The 23053-nt window shown below is 69.8% G+C and carries 23 protein-coding genes and 1 pseudogene; 16 read left to right on the forward strand and 8 right to left on the reverse strand.

Annotation, left to right across the window (positions count from 1 at the left end):
- Nucleotides 1–51: 51 nt before the first annotated feature.
- Nucleotides 52–279: an acyl-CoA carboxylase subunit epsilon gene (locus tag H4W31_RS13180; protein WP_192766929.1), complete on the reverse strand. Its 228-nt coding sequence runs from the start codon at nucleotides 277–279 to the stop codon at nucleotides 52–54.
- Nucleotides 280–370: 91 nt separating this feature from the next.
- On the opposite strand from H4W31_RS13180, the gene H4W31_RS13185 reads away from it, so the two are divergent.
- The 5 genes from H4W31_RS13185 (at nucleotide 371) to H4W31_RS13205 (ending at nucleotide 5335) form a co-directional block, all read left to right on the forward strand.
- The gene (locus H4W31_RS13185; protein ID WP_192766930.1) at nucleotides 371–2398 is read left to right on the forward strand and encodes a protein kinase domain-containing protein; all 2028 of its coding nucleotides are present in this window, start codon (nucleotides 371–373) and stop codon (nucleotides 2396–2398) included.
- 59 nt (nucleotides 2399–2457) lie between these two features.
- Nucleotides 2458–2718: a hypothetical protein gene (locus H4W31_RS13190; RefSeq protein WP_192766931.1), complete on the forward strand. Its 261-nt coding sequence runs from the start codon at nucleotides 2458–2460 to the stop codon at nucleotides 2716–2718.
- Nucleotides 2719–3250: 532 nt separating this feature from the next.
- Nucleotides 3251–3466, forward strand: a complete 216-nt coding sequence (locus H4W31_RS13195; protein WP_225945514.1) for a winged helix-turn-helix domain-containing protein — start codon at nucleotides 3251–3253, stop codon at nucleotides 3464–3466.
- A complete protein-coding gene (locus H4W31_RS13200; RefSeq protein ID WP_192766933.1) occupies nucleotides 3463–4230 on the forward strand; it encodes a M50 family metallopeptidase in 768 nt (255 codons plus the stop codon). Before H4W31_RS13195 ends, H4W31_RS13200 begins: the two co-directional genes overlap by 4 nt.
- 25 nt (nucleotides 4231–4255) lie before the next feature.
- A complete protein-coding gene (locus H4W31_RS13205; protein WP_192766934.1) occupies nucleotides 4256–5335 on the forward strand; it encodes a ketopantoate reductase family protein in 1080 nt (359 codons plus the stop codon).
- Nucleotides 5336–5409: 74 nt separating this feature from the next.
- On the opposite strand, the gene H4W31_RS13210 is transcribed toward H4W31_RS13205, so the two are convergent.
- Nucleotides 5410–7002 (reverse strand): acyl-CoA carboxylase subunit beta, encoded by a 1593-nt coding sequence (locus H4W31_RS13210; RefSeq protein WP_192766935.1) that lies wholly within the window; start codon nucleotides 7000–7002, stop codon nucleotides 5410–5412.
- Between the two features lie 113 nt (nucleotides 7003–7115).
- Here H4W31_RS13210 and H4W31_RS13215 point away from each other — a divergent pair, with 113 nt between their 5' ends.
- Nucleotides 7116–8060, forward strand: coding sequence for a biotin--[acetyl-CoA-carboxylase] ligase (locus H4W31_RS13215; RefSeq protein ID WP_192772066.1), 945 nt, complete (start codon nucleotides 7116–7118; stop codon nucleotides 8058–8060).
- Nucleotides 8061–8216: 156 nt separating this feature from the next.
- Complete coding sequence (locus tag H4W31_RS13220) at nucleotides 8217–8795, forward strand: PH domain-containing protein (RefSeq protein WP_192766936.1); 579 nt, start codon at nucleotides 8217–8219, stop codon at nucleotides 8793–8795.
- Nucleotides 8796–8860: 65 nt separating this feature from the next.
- Here H4W31_RS13220 and H4W31_RS13225 read toward each other — a convergent pair whose 3' ends face one another.
- From H4W31_RS13225 to H4W31_RS13235, 3 genes are all read right to left on the reverse strand, one after another.
- Nucleotides 8861–9361: a MaoC/PaaZ C-terminal domain-containing protein gene (locus tag H4W31_RS13225; protein WP_318783173.1), complete on the reverse strand. Its 501-nt coding sequence runs from the start codon at nucleotides 9359–9361 to the stop codon at nucleotides 8861–8863.
- An 8-nt stretch (nucleotides 9362–9369) separates the two neighbouring features.
- On the reverse strand, nucleotides 9370–10155 hold the full coding sequence (locus tag H4W31_RS13230) for a GtrA family protein (protein ID WP_192766937.1): 786 nt from the start codon (nucleotides 10153–10155) through the stop codon (nucleotides 9370–9372).
- 63 nt (nucleotides 10156–10218) lie between these two features.
- The gene (locus tag H4W31_RS13235) at nucleotides 10219–10767 is read right to left on the reverse strand and encodes a GtrA family protein (protein ID WP_192766938.1); all 549 of its coding nucleotides are present in this window, start codon (nucleotides 10765–10767) and stop codon (nucleotides 10219–10221) included.
- 435 nt (nucleotides 10768–11202) lie between these two features.
- Between H4W31_RS13235 and H4W31_RS13240 the strand changes: the two genes are divergently transcribed.
- The 4 genes and pseudogenes from H4W31_RS13240 to H4W31_RS13255 all read left to right on the forward strand — a co-directional run bounded on the left by H4W31_RS13240 (nucleotide 11203) and on the right by H4W31_RS13255 (nucleotide 16169).
- The gene (locus H4W31_RS13240) at nucleotides 11203–13062 is read left to right on the forward strand and encodes a phosphoenolpyruvate carboxykinase (GTP) (RefSeq protein WP_192766939.1); all 1860 of its coding nucleotides are present in this window, start codon (nucleotides 11203–11205) and stop codon (nucleotides 13060–13062) included.
- Nucleotides 13063–13159: 97 nt separating this feature from the next.
- Nucleotides 13160–13993: pseudogene (locus H4W31_RS13245) on the forward strand (hypothetical protein); the annotation flags it as partial.
- A gap of 239 nt (nucleotides 13994–14232) precedes the next feature.
- Nucleotides 14233–15381 (forward strand): geranylgeranyl reductase family protein, encoded by a 1149-nt coding sequence (locus H4W31_RS13250; RefSeq protein ID WP_192766940.1) that lies wholly within the window; start codon nucleotides 14233–14235, stop codon nucleotides 15379–15381.
- A gap of 17 nt (nucleotides 15382–15398) precedes the next feature.
- The gene (locus H4W31_RS13255; RefSeq protein WP_192766941.1) at nucleotides 15399–16169 is read left to right on the forward strand and encodes an isoprenyl transferase; all 771 of its coding nucleotides are present in this window, start codon (nucleotides 15399–15401) and stop codon (nucleotides 16167–16169) included.
- A 146-nt stretch (nucleotides 16170–16315) separates the two neighbouring features.
- On the opposite strand, the gene otsB is transcribed toward H4W31_RS13255, so the two are convergent.
- The 3 genes from otsB to H4W31_RS13270 form a co-directional block, all read right to left on the reverse strand.
- Complete coding sequence (gene otsB / locus H4W31_RS13260) at nucleotides 16316–17140, reverse strand: trehalose-phosphatase (protein ID WP_192766942.1); 825 nt, start codon at nucleotides 17138–17140, stop codon at nucleotides 16316–16318.
- Between the two features lie 119 nt (nucleotides 17141–17259).
- On the reverse strand, nucleotides 17260–17631 hold the full coding sequence (locus H4W31_RS13265; RefSeq protein ID WP_192766943.1) for a hypothetical protein: 372 nt from the start codon (nucleotides 17629–17631) through the stop codon (nucleotides 17260–17262).
- A 162-nt stretch (nucleotides 17632–17793) separates the two neighbouring features.
- A complete protein-coding gene (locus H4W31_RS13270) occupies nucleotides 17794–18234 on the reverse strand; it encodes an XRE family transcriptional regulator (protein WP_192766944.1) in 441 nt (146 codons plus the stop codon).
- Between the two features lie 264 nt (nucleotides 18235–18498).
- On the opposite strand from H4W31_RS13270, the gene H4W31_RS13275 reads away from it, so the two are divergent.
- From H4W31_RS13275 to H4W31_RS13295, 5 genes are all read left to right on the forward strand, one after another.
- Complete coding sequence (locus tag H4W31_RS13275) at nucleotides 18499–18843, forward strand: hypothetical protein (protein ID WP_192766945.1); 345 nt, start codon at nucleotides 18499–18501, stop codon at nucleotides 18841–18843.
- A 196-nt stretch (nucleotides 18844–19039) separates the two neighbouring features.
- Entirely contained in the window at nucleotides 19040–19372 is a 333-nt protein-coding gene (locus tag H4W31_RS13280; protein WP_192766946.1) for a hypothetical protein, read from the forward strand.
- Between the two features lie 403 nt (nucleotides 19373–19775).
- A complete protein-coding gene (locus H4W31_RS13285; protein WP_192766947.1) occupies nucleotides 19776–21194 on the forward strand; it encodes a PhoH family protein in 1419 nt (472 codons plus the stop codon).
- A 290-nt stretch (nucleotides 21195–21484) separates the two neighbouring features.
- The gene (locus H4W31_RS13290) at nucleotides 21485–22174 is read left to right on the forward strand and encodes an aggregation-promoting factor C-terminal-like domain-containing protein (RefSeq protein WP_192766948.1); all 690 of its coding nucleotides are present in this window, start codon (nucleotides 21485–21487) and stop codon (nucleotides 22172–22174) included.
- 170 nt (nucleotides 22175–22344) lie between these two features.
- A complete protein-coding gene (locus tag H4W31_RS13295; protein WP_192772068.1) occupies nucleotides 22345–22989 on the forward strand; it encodes a rhomboid family intramembrane serine protease in 645 nt (214 codons plus the stop codon).
- Nucleotides 22990–23053: the final 64 nt, after the last annotated feature.

Genomic DNA, 23053 nt, shown 5'->3' on the forward strand with positions numbered 1-23053 from the left:
TAGTGGGTGCAGGCCCGCGAGGGCAGCCCCGTTCCAAGGCCTGAGGACGGGTCAGCGGGGAAGGCCGGCGACCCGCCAGCCATCACGGCCACCTCGGGCCGGCATGCCGGACACCGTACCGGGCCGGGCGCGTTGTGCCCAGGTTGACACGGGAGCCGGTTGGGCCGATGTGTCCGGTCGGGTACGGGTACGGAGGAAGATCGCCCCGACCAAGGCAGCCAGCTCCTCCGGGGAGGGCGTACCTCGGACCACCCGAAGCAGCCTCTCGTCGTCAACCATGGGCTTGAGGGTACGTCGTTATCGGTTGGCCGACGTCTCAGATAGGCGTGCCGCAGGTGTGACTCAGGTTGCCGTTGGGTACCGTCCACGGGTGTCCAGTGCGCCCCCACAACTCATCGCTGACCGATACCGGCTTGTTGAGCCGCTAGGCCAGGGCGGGATGGGTCGTGTCTGGAAGGCACGCGACGAAGTCCTGCACCGGGATGTTGCGATCAAGGAGTTGGTCCCCCCACCAGGCCTGACCGAGGACGAGCGTCGCGAAATGCGTGAGCGTTCGTTACGTGAGGCCCGAGCCATCGCCCGACTCAACCACGCGAACGTGGTACGCGTCTTCGACGTGCTGCGTACGGACGGTGATCCCTGGATCGTCATGGAGTACGTCCCGTCACGTTCGCTACAGGACGTACTCGCCGCTGACGGGCCGGTTCCCGCCACCCGGGCCGCCGAGATCGGGCTCGGGGTGCTCGGCGCGTTGAACTCGGCGCACCGGGCCGGAGTCATGCACCGGGACGTGAAGCCCGGCAACGTTCTTCTCGGCGACGACGGTCGGGTCGTACTGACCGACTTCGGGTTGGCGACCGTGCCGGGCGACCCGAACGTGACCCGTACCGGCCTGGTGCTGGGTTCGCCCGCCTACATCGCTCCCGAGCGGGCGCGGGACGGCACCGCCGGGCCCGAGGGCGACCTCTGGTCGCTGGGCGCGACGCTCTATGCCGCCGTGGAGGGGCAGTCGCCCTTCGCCCGGCCGTCCGCGATCGCGACCCTGGCGGCGCTGGCCACCGAGCCGCCGCCCGTGTCGCGGCGGGCCGGGCCGATGAAGGCGGTGCTCGCCGGACTGCTACGCAAGGACCCGGCGAACCGGATCACCGCGGACGTGGCGGAGCGGCTACTGCGCCGCGCCTCCGGTCGCCGTCGTAGCCCCGGGATGTCACTGCTTGATGGCGTACGGCGACCCGGGCCGAACGGTCCGCGTGAACCGGGTGAGCCGCGTACGAGGATCGTGCCGTTGCCGGCGCCCCGCCCCGCGCAGGAGCAGCCGCCGATCGCACCGCCTCCGCCACCTCCGGCCGCTCCACCAGCGGCGGAGACGACGAAGTTGCCCGCCTCGTCGGCCAGTGCCGCCGCCGCATCGGCAGCAACACCGGAATCGCCGCCGACGGAGTCCGTGGCCGAATCCGTAACCCCGGACGTTGCGCCCGCGCCGGCCGAACCAACCGTCGTCGTCGTACCCGGTGACGGCGATGAGAAGGCGGCGCCGGAGCCGACGGCGGTGCAGCCAGGGGTGCAGCCGCAGCCTGAGGCGGCGCCGACCCAACTGGTCGCGCCGGTGGCACAGCCGGCGGGCCGGGCGACGGTTCCCGCCGACCGCGGTGCCGTGCACGACGGTGACCGGGCCAGCTCCGGTCCGCTGGCTGCGCTCACCGCCGGCAACCGCAGGCTGTGGTTGATCGGGGGCGTGGTCGTCCTGCTCCTCGGCGCCCTCTTCGTGATCGTGCCGCTGGCCAACGGCGGCTCGGATGAGGATCCCGGCGCCGGGCCGGGCCCCAACCCCACCAGCCAGCCAGCCGCCACCCCGCCGGCAGCCGCCACCAGCACACCGCCGCCCACACCGGCTCCGACGACCGCCGCAGCGACCCAACCCGCCACCACGCCCACCGGTCAAGCAGCCCAGCCGCCGCTACCGAACGGCTGGAAGATTCATCGGGACAACACCGGCTTCTCGGTGCCGGTGCCGAGCAACTGGACGATCAGCCGGGAGGGTCCGCGCGTCAAGTTCAACGATCCCAACAGCAGCCGATTCCTGATGATCGACCAGACGAACAGTCCCCGACCGGACCCCGTCGCGGACTGGAGAAGCCAGGAGGGGTACCGCAAGGGCGACTACAGCAACTACCAGCGAGTGAAGATCGTAGAGGTCAAGAACTACTGGCTGAAGGCCGCCGACTGGGAGTGGCTGCACACCGAGGGTGGCGTGCGGATGCACGTCCGCAACCGGGGATTCGTCACGTCGAGTAAGAAGGCGTACGCGATCCGCTGGGACACCGCGGAGAGCGATTGGGCCAAGAACCTCCCGACCTTCGAGATCATCGCTACCGGCTTCAAACCCGCTGGAAGTTGACACGCATGACCTCCCTTCCGTCGGGGTAGTGATGATCTCGACGGAAGGAGGTACGACTGATGCGTTTCCGACATCGCGCGACGAAGCCGAGCATTGCACTGTGGATGGTGGTCGCCATCGGCGACCTGGCCCTGCTCGTCGCGAGCGTTGGCATGGTTGCGCTGGTCGCGCTCGCTAGCGTCGTGATCGTGGCCGTCGCTACGGTCGGCGGTTGGCTGTTGCTGCGACGAGGCATGCAGGACCGGAACATGGTGCCGGCCCGGATGGCGGTTCCGGTGACGGCCCGACCGAGGACCGGAGCCGCACGTCAGTATCGGTGAATCGGCTTGCGACGTTAGCGGCAGCCGGATCAGTTATCGACCGCGTAGGTGATGACAGGTCCCGCTGCCGCTAACTCGTGGCCATCCGCATGACTTCACGGGGATGGCCATCGGGTGTTGGGGCGGCGGACGAGGGCAGCGATGTCGGCCCGGTCGTGGGACAGCAGGCCGCTGCGGGCGTCGCGGTAGCGCGGACAGGGCCAGCGGCGTCGGCAGGCGGCGCATCGCCACATCCCCAGTAATCGCCACAGGGGCGCGGGACGGTGCTGCTCGACGATCACCATTGCCCGATCCCGTTCCACGAGGCACCTCCCGGAGTAGGCGGACGCGCGGCGACCTGCCGACTCGCCGGGGGAGGCAGGCCGCCGCGCGGGAACCGACCTCCACCAGCTGCGGACCAGAGGGAATCGGTTGTCAGCAACTTAATGCATAAGGTAGAGCAAGGCAAGGCTATGTGCATCATGATGCCTCGTGATGCTTGTGGCTCTTCGGTCCGCCGTGATCAAATGTCAGTGCGGACCAGGGGGTGCCCTTGCCTACCTCGAAGACCCAAAAGATCATCAATGACATCACTGCCCAGATCGAGTCCGGGAAGCTCGCTCCGGGTGATCAGTTGCCGAGTACGGCGGAACTGCGTGCCCAGTACGGCGTTTCCGTAACGGTGGTGCGGGGCGCGGTGAACTGGCTCAAAGCCAAGGGCCTGGTGGAAGGCCACCCCGGGCTCGGGGTCTTCGTCACCGAGGAATGACGTCAGGGCTAGGCTCGCTCGCTGTGTCGATGGATGGACTGACAGACCTCTGGGACCGGCTCCTCGGAGCGCAACCGGATCCACCCCCGCTGCTGGTCCTGATCACTGGCCTGGTGGCGCTGACCGTGGTGCTGACCCGGCTGCCCTGGCGGATCGGGCGGAACGCCATCACCATCGCCCACGAGGGCGGGCACGCGCTGGCGGCGTTGCTCACCGGCCGACGGCTACAGGGCATCCGGCTGCACTCGGACACCTCCGGGCTGACCCTCTCGGCCGGCCGACCGACCGGTCCCGGGATGGTGTTCACACTGCTGGCGGGCTATCTCGCGCCGTCGCTGATCGGGCTGGCCGGTGCCTGGGTACTCGGCGGAAACCGGATCACCCTGCTGCTCTGGGTAGCGGTCGCGCTCCTGCTCGCCATGCTGGTGATGATCCGCAACGTCTTCGGGATCGTCTCGATCGTCGTCACCACCGCGGTCGTACTCGGGGTGTCCTGGATGGCGTCGCCGCAGGTGCAGGCCGCGTTCGCGTACACCGGGGTGTGGTTCCTGCTGCTCGGCGGGGTACGGCCGGTGGGTGAGCTGCAGACGCTGCGCCGGCGCGGGCAACTGCCGCAGTCGGACGCCGACCAACTCGCCTGGCTCACCCGGGTACCGGGGCTGGTCTGGGTCGGACTGTTCGGAGCGATCAACCTGATCGCGTTGCTGGCCGGCGCGGCCCTGCTCACCGGGCCGATACTCAGTACCGCGAGCCTGCCCGGGTGAGCGGCGGGGAGAGCGGGGGAACAGCATGCGGTACGTGATCATCGGTGCGGGCGCGGTCGGCGGCACCATCGGCGTACGACTGAGCGAGGCCGGCCACGACGTGACCCTGGTGGCCCGGGGACCGCACCTGGACGCGATCCGCGCGCACGGGTTGACCCTGACCACCCCCGACGGGGAGTACACCGCCCGGCTGCCGGCCATCGGCGATCCGGCCTCCGCTGGGCCGGCATCCACCGGCGTCGCGGCATCCGGATCGGCGGCCGGTGACGTCGCCGGCAACGGGAAGCAGCCCGGATTGCGGCTCACTCCGGACACCGTCCTGATCCTTGCGGTGAAGTCGCAGGACACCGAGGCAGCCTTGCGGAGCTGGGCGGACCTGCCGGTGGCCGGGGGCGGGACGGCCGCACAGCGCCTGCCGCTGTTGACCGCGCAGAACGGGGTGGCGAACGAGCGGGCCGCCGCGCGGCTCTTCGACCGGGTCTATCCGGTCACCGTCTGGCTGCCGGCGACGCATCTGGAACCCGGCCGGGTCGTGGCCAGCGGGCATCCGTACTCCGGCATGTTGCACCTCGGGGTCTTCCCGTCCGGTACGGATGAGACCGCCGAACGGATCGCGAAGGACCTGGTGGCCAGCCGGATTCTCGCGCCGGTCCGGGCCGACGCGATGCGCTGGAAGTACGGCAAACTGCTCCGCAACCTCGGCAACGGGATCGAGGCGCTGTTCGGCCGGCCGACCGGTGCCGGGCCGGGGCCGCATGCCGACCTTCTCGAGGCGGTACGGGTCGAGGGCGAGGCCGTGTTGACAGCGGCCGGCATCTCGTACACCTCGGGGGCGGAGGAGGCGGCCGAACGTGGTGACCGGGTCCAGTCGGTCCCGGTGGGCGGAGGACAGCGGCAGGGCGGCTCGACCTGGCAGAGCCTGGCCCGGGACGCGGGTTCGGCCGAGACGGACTACCTCAACGGCGAGATCGTGCTGCTCGGCCGGTTGCACGGGGTGCCGACCCCGGTCAACGCGGCGGTGCAGCGGGCGGTGCGTCGGGCCGTACGGGAGAAGATCCCGGCCGGCGCCTTCCCGAGGGCGGAACTGACCGAGTCGCCGCGCTGAGCCGGCGACCTGCTGAGCCGCTGAGCTACTGAGCTACTGAGCTACTGAGCTGCTGAGCTGCTGACTCGGGACGGTCAGAGCGGGATGTTGCCGTGCTTCTTCGGCGGCAGCGTCTCCCGCTTGGTACGCAGCACCCGCAGTGCCCGGACGATCTGCCCACGGGTCTCCGCCGGCCGGATCACCGAGTCGACGTAGCCCCGCTCGGCCGCGATGTAGGGGTTGGCCAGCGCGTCCTCGTACTCCTCGATTTTCTCCGCCCGGACGGCGGCCGGATTCTCGGCGTCGGCCAACTCGCCGCGATAGAGGATGTTGACCGCACCCTGCGCGCCCATCACCGCGATCTGCGCGGTCGGCCACGCGAAGTTCAGGTCCGCGCCGAGGTGCTTGGAGCCCATCACGTCGTACGCGCCGCCGTACGCCTTCCGGGTGATCACGGTGACCTTCGGCACGGTGGCCTCGGCGTACGCGTAGATCAGCTTCGCGCCGCGCCGGATGATGCCGTCCCACTCCTGTCCGGTGCCGGGCAGGAACCCGGGAACGTCGACAAAGGTGAGTACCGGAATGTTGAAGGCGTCGCAGGTGCGGACGAACCGGGCCGCCTTCTCCGACGCGGCGATGTCCAGGCAACCCGCGAAGTGCATCGGCTGGTTCGCCACCACCCCGACCGGCCGGCCCTCGACCCGACCGTAGCCCACCACGATGTTCTGCGCGTATAGCGGCTGCACCTCGAGGAAATCGCCGTCGTCGAGCACGTGCTCGATCACCTGGTGGATGTCGTACGGCTGATTCGCCGAGTCCGGAATCAGGGTGTCCAACTCGCGATCCGCGTCGGTGATCGCGAGATCGGCCGGAGCGTCGAGCACCGGCGGCTCGTCGAGATTGTTCGCCGGCAGGTACGACAGCAGGGCCTTGACGTAGTCGATCGCGTCGTCCTCGTCGGCGGCCAGGTAGTGCGCGTTGCCGCTCTTGGTGTTGTGGGTCCGGGCCCCGCCCAGTTCCTCCATCGCCACGTCTTCGCCGGTCACCGTCTTGATCACGTCGGGTCCGGTGATGAACATGTGCGAGGTCTGGTCGACCATCACGGTGAAGTCGGTGACCGCGGGGGAGTAGACCGCGCCGCCCGCGCAGGGGCCCATCACCAGGGAGATCTGCGGGATCACCCCGGAGGCGCGAACGTTCCGGAAGAAGATCTCGCCGTACAGGCCGAGACTGACCACGCCCTCCTGGATCCGCGCCCCACCGGAGTCGTTGATCCCGATCACCGGGCAGCCGATCTTCATCGCCAGGTCCATCAACTTGACGATCTTCTCGCCGAAGACCTCGCCGAGGGAGCCGCCGAAGACCGTGAAGTCCTGGGCGAAAACGCACACCTGCCGGCCGTCGACCGTGCCGTATCCGGTCACCACCCCGTCCCCGTACGGGCGGGTGCGGTCCAGTCCGAAGCTGGTCGAGCGGTGCCGGGCGAGTCCGTCCAGTTCGACGAAGGAGTCGGGATCGAGGAGCAGGTCGATCCGCTCGCGCGCGGTCTTCTTGCCCCGGGCGTGCTGCTTCTCCACTCCCCGCGCCGATCCGGCGTGCACCGCCTCGTCCACCCGTCGGTCCAGGTCCGCCAGTCGCCCGGCGGTGCTGTGGGGGTTGACCTCGGTGCCGCTCTCCTGCCCAGTCACGTCCGCGATCGTAACGACGACCGGTGACCAGGCCGCCGCCGGTGGTGCACGGCTGTGCCGTACCACCCGGCGGGGTCGTCGGTGCGCCGGTGTCGAGCCCGTACGCTGGGCTGATGCCGGGATCGCCGTACACCGATCTGGACCGCCCGCCGCTTGACGCGCGACGGCTGGAGCGGGCCCTGATCACCCCGGACGGCCTGTGGAGCCGGTTGGCCCTCCGCGTCGAGACCGGATCGACCAACGCGGATGCGGCGGAGGCCGCCCGGTCCGGAGAGCCGGAGGGGCTGGTGGTGGTCGCCGAGCGGCAGACGGCCGGGCGCGGCCGGCGCGGGCGCTCCTGGGAGTCCCCGGCGCGGGCCGGGATCGCGGTCAGCGTGCTGCTCCGACCGGGCCTGGCCGACCCGGAGCGCGACTGGCCGGCGGCGCCACCGCACCGGTACGGCTGGCTGCCGTTGCTGGCCGGTGTCGCGCTGGTGGAGGCGGTGGACCTGCTCGCCGAGCTGGATGCCGCGCTCAAGTGGCCCAACGACCTGCTGGTCTGGCCCGACCCGAAGCCACCGGACCGGCCGCCCCTACCAGCCACCCCGGCCGACGGGCCGGACTGGGCTCCGGGCGAGGCGAAGTGCGCCGGCATCCTGGCCGAGGGGGTGGCCGGAACCGGCGGGGAGCCACCGGCGGTGGTGCTCGGGGTAGGGGTGAACGTGACGCTGCGGGCCGACGAGTTGCCGGTCAACCCCACCGGCCTGCCCGCCACCTCGCTGCAACTGGCCGGGGCGGCGGCCACCGACCGGGATCCGCTGCTACGGGCGCTGCTGCGCGGCATCGCCCGCTGGTACGACCGCTGGCGTACCGCGGGCGGCGACGCCGAGGCGTGTGGGCTGCACGAGGCCTACCTGCGGCACTGCGCGACGCTCGGCCGGGAGGTACGGGTGCTGCTGCCGGGCGGGAACGACCTGGTCGGTACGGCGCGCACGATCGACCCGGACGGTCAACTGGTGCTCGACAGCGCGGCCGGAGAGCGCCGGATCGCCGCCGGCGACGTCCTGCACCTGCGCTGACCCTTCCCCGGTGACCGATCCGTGAGGCATCCGGCACGACCGCCCGATGAAGATCGGTATGACCGGCCGGTAAAGAGTCGATACCGGATGCCGCTTTCGTAGCCTGCAACCGCTACGGTCACCGGCGGATATTCGTGTTTGGACGAGGAGGTTGGGGTGGCTTTCCCTGAGGACGTGCTCACCAAGGACGAGCATGTCGTATCGCACCTGCACCCGCACTGGAAGGCGCTGATCCGGCCGGTCGCGGTGCTGGTCCTGGCCATCGCAGCCGTGGTCGTCGGCCTCGTCCTGCTGCCGTCGACCGGTGCGGGCACCATCGGCGGCTGGGTGATCGCGGCGGTCGCGCTGGTACTGGTGGTGGTGTTCAGCGTCTGGCCGTACCTGGTGTGGCGGACCACACACTATTTGTTCACGAACGAGCGGGTGCTGTTGCAGCACGGCGTCTTCTCCCGGGACCGCCGGGACATTCCGCTGGGCCGGATCAACGACCACTCGATGAACCAGCGTTTCCTTGAGCGGCTGCTCGGCTGCGGCACGCTGACCATCGAATCGGCCGGCGAGCGCGGGCAGTCCGTGCTGGCCGACATCCCGGACGTGGAGAAGGTGCAGACCACCCTGTACGAGCTGGTGGACGCGAACCACGACAAGCACTCGCTCGGCGACGGCGAGATGCGGGAGTTGCTCGCGGACATGAGTGAGGGTAAGCCGCTGCGCGAGGAACAGCCGAAGAAGTAGGCGCCGCCCCGGTGGCGTTCCGGACGCCGGCCCGAGCGATCGGGCCGGCGTGGACGGGTGCCCGGTCAGTCGAGCGTGTCGGGATCCCGCATGACGAACCAGCCGCGGAAGCGGGTCCGTAGCACCTCGCGTTCCGGCTGGTTCATCGCGCCCAGCCGATCCATGCTGGCGCTGAACGTGACCGTGCCGAACCCGGGCCGGGCGGTGGACGGCTTGTTGGCCAGTACGACGAGTCGGACCGCGAGCCGGTCGCCGGGGCGTACCGGGGCCAGCCAGCGCAACTCCTCCAGACCGGGTGAGGCGTCACCGGCGGCCTGGGACAGCACGTGGTCGACGTAGGCACGCATGAACAGGCTCACGGTGAAGAAGCCGCTGGCGATCAGGCCACCGTGATGGCTCTGCCGGGCCATCTCCTCGTCGACGTGGTACCACTGCGGGTCGAAGCGCCGGGCGAAGTCGAGCATCTCCTGCCGGTCGACGACGGTGACGCCGAGGTCGAACGACCGGCCCGGGGTCAGGTCCTCGAAGAACAACTCGGCGGTCGCGCCGGTTCCCGAGCGCGACACGGTGAGGCTCAACGGGCCGAGGAACGCCGAGGGGCGGCGTTCAGCTCGGCGGCGAGTTCCGTCTCCAGCGCGACATCGATCGTCTCGGCGAACTGGACTTCGAGCGACTGCCCGGTACCGGTCGGCTGATGGTCGGCTGTCGGCTGTCGGGCGTCGGTTGGCTGTCGGGTCTCCGCGACGGCGTTCCCGGTCGCCGCCTTCCGGTCCCGGTCGTGGTCGTCGTCCGCCTCGGTCAGCTCGGTGACCGCCTCGGCCAGCTCGGCGACCGGATCCAGCCCGGCCAGGAACTCCCCGTCCGGATGGGGCCCGCTCGTCGTCTTGCGCACCGCCCCGTTCGAGGCGGGGTCGGACAAGTCTTCCGGAGCACTCCGGAAGACGAAGGTGCGGTACGACCAGAACCGGAAGATGGTGGCCAGCCCCACGCCGACGGTCTTCGCGACGTTGAGCGCGAGGAGTCCGCTGATCCCGAGCCCGTACTTCGCGATCGCCAGCACCCCCAGCTCGATGGCGAGGCCGGTGGCGTTGAAGACGAAGAAGAGGAAGTATTCGCGCCGCATCGCCGATTTGGGCCGGTCGCGGTACGTCCAGTGCCGATTCAGCAAATAGGACGAGCAGGCGGCTACCACGGTAGCGATGACGTTCGCCTTCAGCTGCCCGTCGGCGAACACGGTGAGCGCAAGGGCGTTGAACACCGCGTAGTTGATGACGGCGTTCACGCCACCCACGGCGCCGAATTTCAGCACCTCGCGGAGGAGCCTCTGCCAGCGTTCAGGCAACAGACGGACGAAACGCATTCGAACACCTTAGGGCAGACGGGCGGGCGAGGTGCGCCGACCGTTCGACGGGTGGGTTCCCGGTCACGGCCTCTTGTGACTCTGCGTGATCACATCGGGCGCATCCGCCGCCGCGGGTCCGACGAAGACGAACCGCCGGTACGACCAGAACCGGAAGAACGTGCCCAGCGCGGCGCCGACGAAGTTCGCCGCGATGTTGTCGGCGACCAGTGACTTGAACACGTCGGGCCAGATGCTGCCCAGCCCGTAGTGGCTGATGGCCAGGCAGGCCAGGCCGATCCCCAGGCCGACGGCGTTGAAGAGGAAGTACAGCGAGTATTCGCGGGCCATCCCGGACCGTTCCCGGTGTCGCCAGGTCCAGAACCGATTGCCGACGAACGCGACGGTCGCGGCGATGACGGTGGAGAACGTCTTCGAGGTCAGCGTCTCCCAGCCGAGGCTCGCGTTGGCGTAGTTGAACAGCGCGAAGTCCACCGCGAAGGCCACGCCGCCGACCGTCCCGAACTTGCCCAACTCATGGATGAGGTGGCCGAAACGGTCCAACAGGGTTCGAAAGAAGCCGTGCCGTGCGCCCGGAGGGGAGGGTTGTTCGCCGGTGGCGGTCGAGGACACGGGTTGAGCCTACCGGCTGCGGGTCGTCCTCACGGCCCGCTACGAGCGACTCGCGGGTGTCGCCGCCGGCCGGACGAACCGGTCGTACGGGCGGAAGTGGCGATCCCGGTCCGTCCACGGACGACGACGGGGTCGGCCCGAAGTTTCGGGTGTGACGCCCGGGTCCTTTGGCGCCGATGAAAACCGTGAGGGCGCCGTGACGCAATGCAATAACCCGGAAGGATTTGCGTGAAACTGCGCGTGGGAGCGGGGAAAAAATCGAATTGCCGCAGCGCACCCGCATCTTGTGCAGTTCTTCACAACCAGTCTCGCTGCCGTCAACCTCCAATCGGTTTACGCTGACGGAAATCCCAGGCTTTCAACGGCGACGCGGTCGCCGGCCCGCAGGCACCGCGCGCCCTGGAATCGGTCAGCGTCGACCAAAGGAGATATGTCATGGCCGCTCCGGCTACCATCCGGGGTCTAGATCAAGCTCCGACAAGGCACTCGAAACTACTCGCCTGGGTCAAAGAGGTCGCCGAGCTAACCAGCCCTGACCAGGTCGTCTGGGTCGACGGCTCGGATGCGGAATGGAAGCGGCTGACCGACGAACTGGTCGACGCCGGCACCCTGGTACGACTCGACCCGGACCGCAAGCCCAACTCGTTCTGGGGACGTACCGATCCCTCCGATGTGGCCCGGGCGGAGGACCGGACGTTCATCTGTTCCGTGGACGAGGCGGACGCCGGTCCCACCAACAACTGGATGGCCCCGGCCGAGATGAAGCGCGTCATGACGGACCTCTACCGAGGTTCGATGCGTGGCCGCACGATGTACGTCATCCCGTTCTGCATGGGGCCGCTGGAGGCGGAGAAGCCCATGTTCGGGGTGGAAATCACCGACAGCCCGTACGTGGTCGCGGCCATGCGCATCATGACCCGGATGGGCACGAAGGTGCTGACCGGGATGGGGGAGAACGCCGACTTCGTCCACGCCCTGCACTCCATCGGTGCCCCGCTGGAGCCGGGTCAGGCGGACGTCGCGTGGCCCTGCAACGACACCAAGTACATCTCGCACTTCCCGGAGACCCGGGAGATCTGGTCCTTCGGCTCCGGCTACGGCGGCAACTCGCTGCTCGGCAAGAAGTGCTACTCGCTGCGGATCGCCAGCGTGATGGCCCGGGACGAGGGCTGGCTCGCCGAGCACATGTTGATCATGAAGCTCACCTCGCCCGAGGGCCGGGTGCACTACATCGCGGGCGCGTTCCCGTCGGCCTGCGGCAAGACCAACCTGGCCATGCTGGAACCGACCATCCCGGGCTGGAAGGTCGAGACCATCGGCGACGACATCGCCTGGATGCGGTTCGGCTCCGACGGTCGGCTCTACGCGGTCAACCCGGAGTTCGGGCTGTTCGGTGTCGCGCCGGGCACCGGCTGGAAGACCAACGCCAACGCGATGCGCACCATCGACCAGGGCAACTCCATCTTCACCAATGTGGGGCTGACCCCCGACGGTGACATCTGGTGGGAGGGCATGAGCGAGCCGCCGGCCCACCTGATCGACTGGAAGGGCCGGGACTGGACGCCGGACAGCGGCGAACTCTCCTCGCACGCCAACAGCCGGTTCTGCACCCCGCTGCTGCAGTGCCCGATCGTGGCCGACGAGTTCAACGACCCGCACGGCGTACCGATCGACGCGATCCTGTTCGGCGGGCGGCGCAAGGACACCGTCCCGCTGATCACCGAGGCCCGGGACTGGGTGCACGGCGTCTACATGGGAGCCACGCTCTCCTCGGAGACCACCGCCGCCGCCTCCGGCGAGGTCGGCGTGGTGCGCCGGGACCCGATGGCGATGCTGCCGTTCATCGGCTACCACGCCGGGGACTACTTCCGGCACTGGATCGAGATGGGCAAGGGCGCCGGCGGCGACGAGGCCAAGCTGCCGAAGATCTACTACGTCAACTGGTTCCGCAAGAACGCCGACGGCGACTTCATCTGGCCCGGGTTCGGAGAGAACTCGCGGGTGCTCAAGTGGGTCGTCGAGCGGCTGGAGGGCCGGGGCGACGCGGTCGAGACGCCGATCGGGTTCGTACCGACGGCCGACGCGCTGGACGTCGACGGGCTCGACATGGACATGGAGGACCTCCGGATCGCCATGCGGGTCGACGTCGAGGAGTGGCGCGACGAGCTGCCCATGATCAACGAGTGGTTCGAGAAGTTCGGTGACAAGCTGCCGGGCGTGCTCTGGGCCGAACTGGACGCGCTCCGCGCCCGCCTGGACGACGAGGCCATCCGCGTCGGCGTGGACCAGAGGTAAGGAAGGGCCCCTTCTTATCGTTTTCTGTAGAAGAAGGGCCCCTTCCTAACACCTCGCCCGGGTGTGCGGGTCGCACCCGGCGGGCATCATCGAGGGCATGACGACGGCCGCCGAGACCACTGTCCGGCGGCCGTCCGCCGTCCGCGTCCTGACCTGGCTGCTCGCGGCGACCGCCACGGCCACCGTCGCGGTCGACCTGCTCAACTGGTGGTACGCCCCGGACCGGGGCTTCGGGCTGGCGGTACGCAGCGGCTGGGCCCTGCTGCGTACGCTCGGCTTCCTGGTCCTCATCTGGCACGTCCGGCGGGCCCGGGCCGGGGCTCGTCCGCTCGGGCTGATCCTGGCGGTGACGACGGTGTTCGCGGTCGGCCGGTTGATCGTGCCCCGGGCCGGTGTGCCCGCCCTGCCGGGGCTGCTCGGCTTCGCCGTACTGACCGCGCTCTGCGCCGCCGTGGTGTGCCTGCTGTACCGGTCGACGTCGGTGCGGGAGCATCTGGTCCGGCACCCGAACCGGCTGGTGGTGGACCGGCGGGGCCTGTCGTGGCGGGAGGTCGCCCCGCGTCGGCCCCCGGTCGCCGGCTGGCTGCTCACCGCCCGGGTCGCGGCGTTCACGTACGCCCCGCTGACCCTGGTGCCCGCGCTGGTGGCAATCGGGACGATCCTCGACGGCCGGCTGGTCGCCGCGCCTACCGTGGTGCTGTGGTTCGTCGTCGGCATCGGGGTCAGCTACGCGGTGCTGTTCAGCACCTTTTTCCTGCTCCGGGGCAAGCGCTGGGCCGGCGGGCTGCTGGTGCTGATCACCGTACTGGTGCTGTTGGTCGACCTGCCGCTGTGCTGGGCGCTGCTCGGCGTCGACGGCCTGGTCCGGGACGGTGGACCGCTGGTGGCCGCCGCCGCGCTGACGCTGTACGCGCTGCGCCGGGCCAACCGGGCCAGCCGGGTGGACGGGACGGACGGCACCGCGAACGGATCGCCGGGCCCGGGCTCACCGGACGGTGCACCAGGTGCCGCCGCGCCAGGTACCGGGAGGCCAGGTGCGGGGAGGCCGGGTGCCGCTGCGACAGGTGCCGGCTCGCCGGGTGCCGGGAGGCCAGGTGCCGGCTCGCCGGGTACCGGCGCGGTGTCGACGGATCCGCCGGTCGCCGCCCGGCCGGGATGAGGTGAGCGACCGTGGAGACGGTCGACGTCGCGGTGGTCGGTGCGGGCCCGGCCGGGGCCAGCGCCGCGCTGGCGGCCCGTCGGGCCGGGGCGGACGTGCTGCTGCTGGACCGGGCCGACTTCCCCCGGGACAAGGCCTGCGGGGACGGCATCGCCGCGCACGCGCTCGACGTACTGGCGGAACTGGGGGTGTCCGACGCGGTGGCCGGCTACCGGCCGGTGCCGGCGCTGCGGCTGGTCGCGCCCGGCGGTGGCCAGGTTGCCCGGGCGCTGCCCCGCCCGGCGTACACGGTGCCCCGGCGGGTCTTCGACGCCCGGCTGGTGGCGGCGGCGCTGGCGGCCGGGGCCCGGTTGCGCCGGCAGGTGGTACGCCGGATCGAGTGCCGCGCCGGCCTGGTGGTACTCGACGGCACGCTGGCGGCCCGGGTCGTGGTCGGCGCCGACGGCGCCGGTTCGGTGGTCCGCCGGGCGCTGGGCCAGGGCGCGAACCCGGACGGGCATCTGGCGCTGGCCATCCGGGGCTACGCGCCGACGGTCGACGGCCCGGTGGAGCAGAAGATCGTCACCTCGGCGGCGCACTGGCCGGGATATGCCTGGTCGTTCCCGATCGGCGACGGTCGGGCGAACGTCGGCTACGGCGAGGTGCTGGCCGGTCGGCCGCTGCGCCGGGCCGAACTGCTGGACCGGTTGGCCGCCCTGCTGCCCGAGGTGGAACCGGACACCGTCGCCGAACTTCGGGCACACCACCTGCCGCTGTCCACCCGCCGTCCGGTACCGGGCCGGGGTCGGATCCTCCTGGCCGGGGACGCGCTGTCGTTGATCAACCCGTTCACCGGGGAGGGAATCTTCTACGCGGTCCTCTCCGGCTCCCTGGCCGGGGCGGCCGCGGCGGGCTTTCCGGACACGGCGGCCGACCGGTACGCCAGCACGCTGCACCAACGGCTGGGCCAGCACCTGCGGCACAGCTCGGCGGTGGCCTGGCTGGCCCGTCGACGACCGGTCGTCGACGCGGTCGTCCGCTCTGCGGACCGGGACGCGCGGGTCTTCCGGGTCCTCGTCGAGCTGGGGCTGGGCGACGGCCGGCTGGACGCCCGGACATTGACCAGGATCGCCGGTGTCGCGGCCGGCTCGGCCGGCCGGCACTTCCGTCCACGAATTTGATCGGTACGCTGCAGGGGATGAGTTTCCGGGACCTTATCTACTCGGTGTATGAGCGACGTCTCACGGCGAAGCTTGCCGGCAAGCCCGTGCCGAAGCACGTCGGGGTGATGTGCGACGGCAACCGGCGGTGGGCCAGGGAGATGGGGTACGTCGACCCCAACGACGGACACCGGGTGGGCGCAGCCAAGATCAAGGACGTGTTGGGCTGGTGCGACCAGGCCGGCGTCGGCCACGTCACGCTCTACCTGCTCGCCACCGACAACCTGCGTCGCCCGGCCAGCGAGCTGGATCCGCTGGTGCAGATCATCGAGGACCTGGTGGTCGAGCTGGCCGAGGAGGGCAACCCCTGGCGGCTGCGGATGGTCGGCGCGCTTGACCTGCTGCCGGCCCAGACCGCCATCGCGCTCAAGTCGGCCGAGGAACGGACCCAGACCCGGGTCGGCGGGGCCCAGGTGAACATCGCGGTCGGCTACGGCGGCCGGCGGGAGATCGCCGACGCGGTGCGGTCGCTGCTGTACGAGCACGCGGCGTCCGGCGGCACCATCGAGGAACTCGCCGAGGTGCTGGACGTCGAACACATCGCGGAGCACCTCTACACCCGGGGACAGCCCGATCCCGACCTAGTCATCCGGACCAGCGGTGAACAGCGGCTCTCCGGCTTCCTGCTCTGGCAGTCGGCGCACTCCGAGTTCTACTTCTGCGAGTTGAACTGGCCCGACTTCCGGCGCGTCGACTTCCTCCGCGCCCTGCGGTCGTACGCCAACCGACAACGCCGGTACGGCGCCTAGCCGGTCGGACGGCCGTACCCGTCGGCTCGGCCCCCGCGTGCACGGCCGGCAACCGGGGTCAGATCGGCGGTGCCCGGCCGGCCGCCGGCGTGAGATCAGTCCGCGCACAGCCTCGGGTTCGGGTCAGCCGGGTGCACGGCCTCGGGTCACGTCAGTCGGTGCACGGCCTCGGTGAGGAAGTCGCCGAGCGCCTCCGGGGACTCGATGGTCAGGTCGGCCGCGGTGGAGACATCGTCACCGGTCTCCGGGTTGGCGACGGCGACGCAGACCCCGAAGAAGTCCGGATCGGCCGCCTCGCGGGCCCGTAGCGCCGCGAACGCCTTGATGTCGGAGACGTCGTCGCCGAAGTACCACGCGCAGCCGGCGGAGCGGACCGCCTCGCCGATCACCATGCCCTTGTCCCGGTCGACGGGTGGCTTCAGCTCCAGCACCATCCGTCCGACCTGCACCCGCAGGCCGAGCCGGTCCGCCTGGATCCGGCCCCACCGCTCGATCTCCTCGGCCAGGTGCGGCGCGGTCCGGTAGTGCAGGGCCACGGAGAGCCGCTTGTACTCCACCAGCGCGCCCGCCGGCAGTTCGGCGCGAGCCCGGTCGGAGAGCTCGGCCATCGTGGGTACGAACGGCAGCGCGGCCGCTTCGGTGATCGTCTCACCCGAGGCGTGCAGGTGTTCGAGGCCGTACAGCCCGTAGAGGTCCACCCCGTCGAGACCGGCGAAGCGGTTCTGGAGGAACTCCACCGGCCGGGCCGAGACGATCGCCACCCGTTGCACCACGTCGGTGAGCGCGCTGATCGCGGCCAGTGCCTTCGGCGCCGGCTCGACCTTTGTCGGATCGTCTCTGACCGGGGCGAGAGTGCCGTCGAAGTCGAAGAAGAGGACACAGCGCTCGGCCCGTTCGGCGGTCGCCCGCCATGCCTGCTCAGCAGTCAGGGGACGAGTCAGGGGCGGGTTCCCCGGGTTGATCGGCGGCACGGGCGTCAGCGTACCTCGGTGGATTGCCGCCGCAGATGTCGACGCGAAAACCTCTCATCCGTCGAGGCGGCAACCTCGGCCGTGGCGGCGGCAATCCTCCGTGGTCGAAGCGGTTCCGTTCAGTCGTCGCCGCCGAGCACGGCCCGTCGTCCGTGCAGCCTGGGGCCGATCGGCACGACGGCGGACTCTTGGCCGCGGCTGAGCAGATAGCCCTCGACGAAGCCCGTGTTGCGGTCGCCGGCGTTGTGGTCGAGTTCGTTGAGCCGGGTGATGAGAAATTCGGTGAGCGCGGTGATCCGGGCGTTGAGCCGTTCGTGAAGTTCGGCGACGACGGCCAGCACGGTGGCGGTGCCGGCCGCGGTGATCGTGAGGGCGTTCACGAGGAACGGCACCTGGTCACCGCCCTGCACCGTTCCGACCACGACGTTCGCGGTCACGCACAGGGTCAGGGACACCGCCGCCACTACAACTGCCATCCATTTCAGGGTCATGGCTAGACCCCTCCTTCTGTCCCGCAGGGCTGGGTTCGGCCTTGTCCCGTCCCCCCGCCGACGACGAGCCCAAGCAGTACGAAAAGGCACGTTAGCGCGTGATTTGGCTCCCGGGAGTCGAGATGGATGAGTGGCATGCACGAAGTCGCGCCATTTGTGTAACTACCCGACTTGCTTCCGCCCTTTTCGGACTTCCAGTGGCAACACCGGACGATATGCCAGATAACGGATCGTCTCTCGAATGTGGAACTTCTCCGCGTCCGACACGTTCGGATTCACCAGTCGGCGGAGCAGCGCCTCGACGTCCGGATCCATCGGCGGAGCAGTGGGAGTCGGCCGGGACGGGGTCGCGCGGTCCCAACCGAGCACTCCGAAGGGGACGGTCGGATCCAGTCCCAGGCCCTCGCAGAACGCGACCACCCGCTCGGCCTCCGGGTCGCTGGCCCACTCGCCGCGTACCCAGCGGTTGATCGTTTGGCGCGACACGCCGGTACGCCGGGAGACCTCCGTACCCGTCCAGGCACGGGTGGTGCGGGCGTCGTCGAGTGCCTTCCGTACGAAGGCGGCGAAGGCGAGCTTCCGTCCGTGGGCGCGGTCCGGCACGCGGTGACGGTACGACCACGCGCCCGATTTCGGGGGGACCGGCAGTGATTTGTACTGCGCGCGTGACAATGGCTCATGTTTCCCGGCCGCACCGTTGCTGCTTGTGTCGAGGGGTATCACGGGGCAACAATAGGTGTACCCAGGTGTGGGGGTAATCAGACGAAGAGCTGATACTGTCACGCGTGTGGGACTATTTACGGTATGTCTCGTGTGTGAGACGTTTCGTGCTCACGAGGGTCACGTCCTCGTGACAGGAGGAGTCCGGTGACCGAACTAGCAACCCGGGCCCAGGCATTCGGTCTGATCGCCGACGGCGTGGCCGCCGGCCTCAGCGCGCCGTGGCGGTTGTACCTCGCCCGCGGCTGTCGCTACCTCTCGCTCAACGTCGGTGACCGGGCGGAGTGGAACTCGTGGCGTACCCATCTCGGCTGTCCGGAGTTGAGCGTTCGGGTGTACGACGCGGGCGGCGAGATCCGACGGGCCTCCGTCGCGGAGGTCGTACTCGACGGTTGTCGGATCAGCGTGGAGTTGGTGGAGGAGGTGGGCACGGACGATCTCGACCGGCTGCTCATCACCGACCCGACCTCCCTCGACCCGGAGGAGACATGAGCGAGCGCGGCGAGGCGGCGGCATGAGCCGGCGCCCCGGTCAGCTCGGTGGATGACGACCCACGACGACGAGCGCAGCGAGGACGACGAGCGCAGCGAGGAGATGGCGTGAGCAGGACTGGCACAGCGGCGGCCTGGAGAGGAGATGCGCCCGGTGACATGCGGTACGTCGACCGGCACCAGGGTGGGGTGAGCGGGTGAGTCCGTTCTTCGTGGTATTCCTCCTGTTGCTGCTCGCCTCGTCCAGCTACGCGGTGGGGCGGCTGCACGGTCAACTCAGCTACCGGCTCGGTTACCGCTTCGGGTACCGGCAGGGCTATTTCGACGGCGACCGGGGGGCTTGGAACCGTCGGCGTCGGGAGGCGCAGGCGGCTATCGCCTCGGTGTTGGCGGTGCCATCACCCACCACACCGCACAACGTCCACACCGTCGTAGGTCAGGGAACGACGTATACGGGCGCCTCTTTCGCGGGGACCGCGACCAACGGCGGACGGCACTCCACCGACGCCCTCGCCGGCCGAAATGTCTGACCGGTGGCGCGGTGGGGTGAGCGGTCACCCGCGAACACGGTGCGCAGGTCCGTTCCGGACCCGCACCGTCGGGATCACCTCAGACCGGTGATGGTGATCCCACCGGCCGGGATGCGCGCAGGGGGCATGCATCCCGGCCGGTCCACCCGGTGCCGGACGGCGAGCCGCCGTCCGGAAACCCGGACGGATCCGGCCCTCAGTGCCGATTCGCACAGCCGTTCGCCCTAGCCCAAGCCGGCATTTCCCGGTTAGCGTCTACCCATGGCACGGGGTCATCCCGGGCCAGCCGGCCGGCCCGGACCTTGCGACAGCACGCCACGGGGCCCGCATCCGACCCCGTGTCTCCGGGCACCGGACGAGGCGGAACGCGGGTGTACGGGTGCACATCCGCCGGAGCAGGCCTGTGACGACTCGCCGTACCAACCCTCGGGCCGACGACCAGAACCCGACCGCCAGCGGAGCACCTAGCCGAGCCAGGGGCGGACGCCGGACCCGGACGGCGGCACCGGCCGCCAGTGCGGAGCCCGCACCAGCTACCCGGGCGTACGTTCTGGACACCTCGGTCCTGCTGTCCGATCCCGGCGCCTTCCGCCGGTTCGCCGAGCACGAGGTGGTGGTGCCACTCGTGGTGATCTCCGAGTTGGAGGGGAAGCGGCACCATCCGGAACTGGGTTGGTTCGCCCGGCAGTCCCTGCGGATGCTCGACGACCTGCGGGTCCAGCACGGGCGGTTGGACCAGCCGGTGCCGGCGAACGAGGTCGGCGGCACGATGCGGGTGGAGCTGAACCACGCCGATGACGGGGTACTGCCGCCAGGTTTCCGCAACGAGTCCAACGACACCCGGATCCTGTCGGTGGCGCTCAACCTGGCCGCGGAGGGCCGCTCGGTCACCCTGGTCAGCAAGGACATGCCGCTGCGGGTCAAGGCCGCGTCGGTCGGCCTGACCGCCGACGAGTACCGGCACGGCCAGGCCAGCGACCCGACCTGGACCGGGATGGCCGAGCTGGAGCTGGGGGAGGAGCAGGTCAACCGGCTGTACGACGACGCGGCGCTGGACCTGGACGCCGCCGCCGGCCTGCCCACGCACACCGGTCTGGTGCTGCACTCGCCACGCGGTTCCGCGCTCGGTCGGGTGCTGGCCGACAAGACCGTACGGCTGGTGCGCGGTGACCGGGAGGCGTTCGGGCTGCGCGGCCGTTCGGCGGAGCAGCGGGTGGCGCTCGACCTCCTGCTGGACGAGTCGATCGGCATCGTCTCGTTGGGTGGCCGGGCCGGTACCGGAAAGTCGGCGTTGGCCCTCTGCGCCGGCCTGGAGGCCGTGATGGAGCGGGGCCGACACAAGAAGGTCATCGTGTTCCGCCCGTTGTACGCGGTCGGCGGCCAGGAGCTGGGCTACCTGCCCGGCTCGGAGGCGGAGAAGATGTCGCCCTGGGCCCAGGCGGTCTTCGACACCCTCGGCGCGGTGGTGCACGGGAACGTGATGGACGAGGTGTTGTCCCGGGGGATGCTGGAGGTCCTGCCGCTGACCCACATCCGGGGGCGCAGCCTGCACGACGCCTTCGTGATCGTCGACGAGGCCCAGTCGCTGGAGCGTGGGGTGCTGCTCACCGTGCTGTCCCGGGTGGGTCAGGGCTCCCGGGTGGTGCTCACCCACGACGTCGCCCAGCGGGACAACCTGCGGGTCGGCCGGCACGACGGCGTGACGGCGGTTATCGAGGCGCTGAAGGGGCATCCGATCTTCGCGCACGTCACGCTGACCCGATCGGAGCGGTCGCCGATCGCCGAGGTGGTTACGGATCTTCTGGAGGACATCCCGCTGTAGGAGCCCACCTAGCGGTTTTTGCCCATTCCGGTGGTGTTTTGTGGCGTGATGCAAGTCACAAAATTCCCGTCTGGTTTCCCAGGGGTCTCACCTTGCGCAATGGTGTCCATCGAGCGTCCAACGTCCTTTCGGCATCGTCACCGACGCATGGCCGAGGAGACGGCGGCACCGATCGGTAAGCAGCCGGTCGGGGCCACGGCCCGGCAGGGTCGGGGCGCTCGCGGCGTGACCAGGGGACCTTTCCGGGTCCCACCGCGCCGTGTCCTTGCCCCCGACGAAGGGACCACTTCGTGAGTCGGCCGTGGAGCCGGTTCGGTGTCCGGGGACTTGCCGTCGCGTTGCTCCTTGGGGGCGTCGGAGGCGGCTACTACCTGGGTGAAGACCGCGAAGCGCAGCAACACAGCATCGAGGCCGAGGCGGTCGCCGACGCGCAGCAGGCCGAGTGGGACCTGCTGCGCCAGCGGCACGCCGCACACATCGTCGCCACCGCGGAGCAGCGGGCCGCCGCGGCCGAGGCTGCCCGCAAGGCGGACGAGATCGCTCGGGCCGCCGCCGCGCGGGCCAAGAAGGCGGAGGAAGCGGCGAGCCGAAAGCGGGAACGCGAGAAGCAGAAGAAGGAGGAGGCCGAGTCGGCGACCAAGCCGTACACCGGGCCGATCCCCGCGTCCTGCAACGAGTACAGCGGCAACCGGAAGATCGGTTGCGCGCTGATGCTGGAGAAGGGCTTCAAGATCGCTGAGATGCCCTGCCTGGAGAAGCTCTGGGACCACGAGAGCGGCTGGAACCACAAGGCAGAGAACAAGTCCTCCGGGGCGTACGGCATCCCGCAGGCGCTGCCGGGCAGCAAGATGGGCTCGATCGCCTCCGACTGGCGGACCAGCCCGGCGACCCAGATCAAGTGGGGGCTGGGCTACATCAAGGGCAGGTACAAGACGCCCTGTGGCGCCTGGACGTACTTCCAGGACAAGGGCTTCTACTGAGCCTGATCGTCGCGAAGGGGTGTGAACCGACCGGTTCGCACCCCTTCGGTGCGTCCAGGCCCGGAGCGGGCCTTTCGCGGCCGGCGGGCGGCTGACTGGCGTTCGGCGGGGCGGCTGACTGGCGGTCGGCCCGCAGAGCTGATAGCAACATGGGGGTGACGTTCGATCCGATGTCCCGTGGCAGCGATCCCAACCAGTTCGGCACCGAGGCGTTCTACGCCGCGCTCGGCCGCGCCTTCGTGGCCATGTGTGCCGTCGTGCCGTTGCTCTTCGTGATCGAGGCGCTCGACCTCTGGCTGAAGGCCGGATTCGACACCACGGCCGGGATCATCCCCCGCGACATCGAAGGGCTCGACGGCATCTTCTTCGGGCCGTTCCTGCACCACGGCTTCGACCACCTGTACAGCAACAGCGTGCCGCTGATCCTGCTCGGCACCTTCGTGCTCTCCACCGGCGCGCGGCGGTTCCTCTACTCGACCCTGCTGATCATGTTCGTCAGCGGGCTCGGGGTGTGGATCACGGGTTCGCCACATTCGATCGTGGTCGGTGCGAGCGGCGTGATCTTCGGGTACCTGGGCCTGCTGCTCATGCGCGGCATCGTCGAGCGGAGCTGGTGGAACCTGGGCGTGGTCGTACTGGTCGGCCTGCTCTACGGCTGGCAGCTGCTGGGGGTGCTGCCCACCGACGAGCCGATTTCCTGGCAGGGACACCTCTTCGGATTCTGCGGCGGACTGGTGGCCGCGATCCTGTTCCGGCGGCGCCGGCCGCGCGACGACGATCCGTACCGGTCGGAGTCCACGTTGACTCTTCCCTGACCGGGGGACACCCGCCGGTGGGACGGCTATTGCTTCGATGCCCGTTGTCCGCCTACGGTCGGAT

The organism is Plantactinospora soyae (assembly GCF_014874095.1).
Classification (GTDB): Bacteria; Actinomycetota; Actinomycetes; order Mycobacteriales; family Micromonosporaceae; genus Plantactinospora; species Plantactinospora soyae.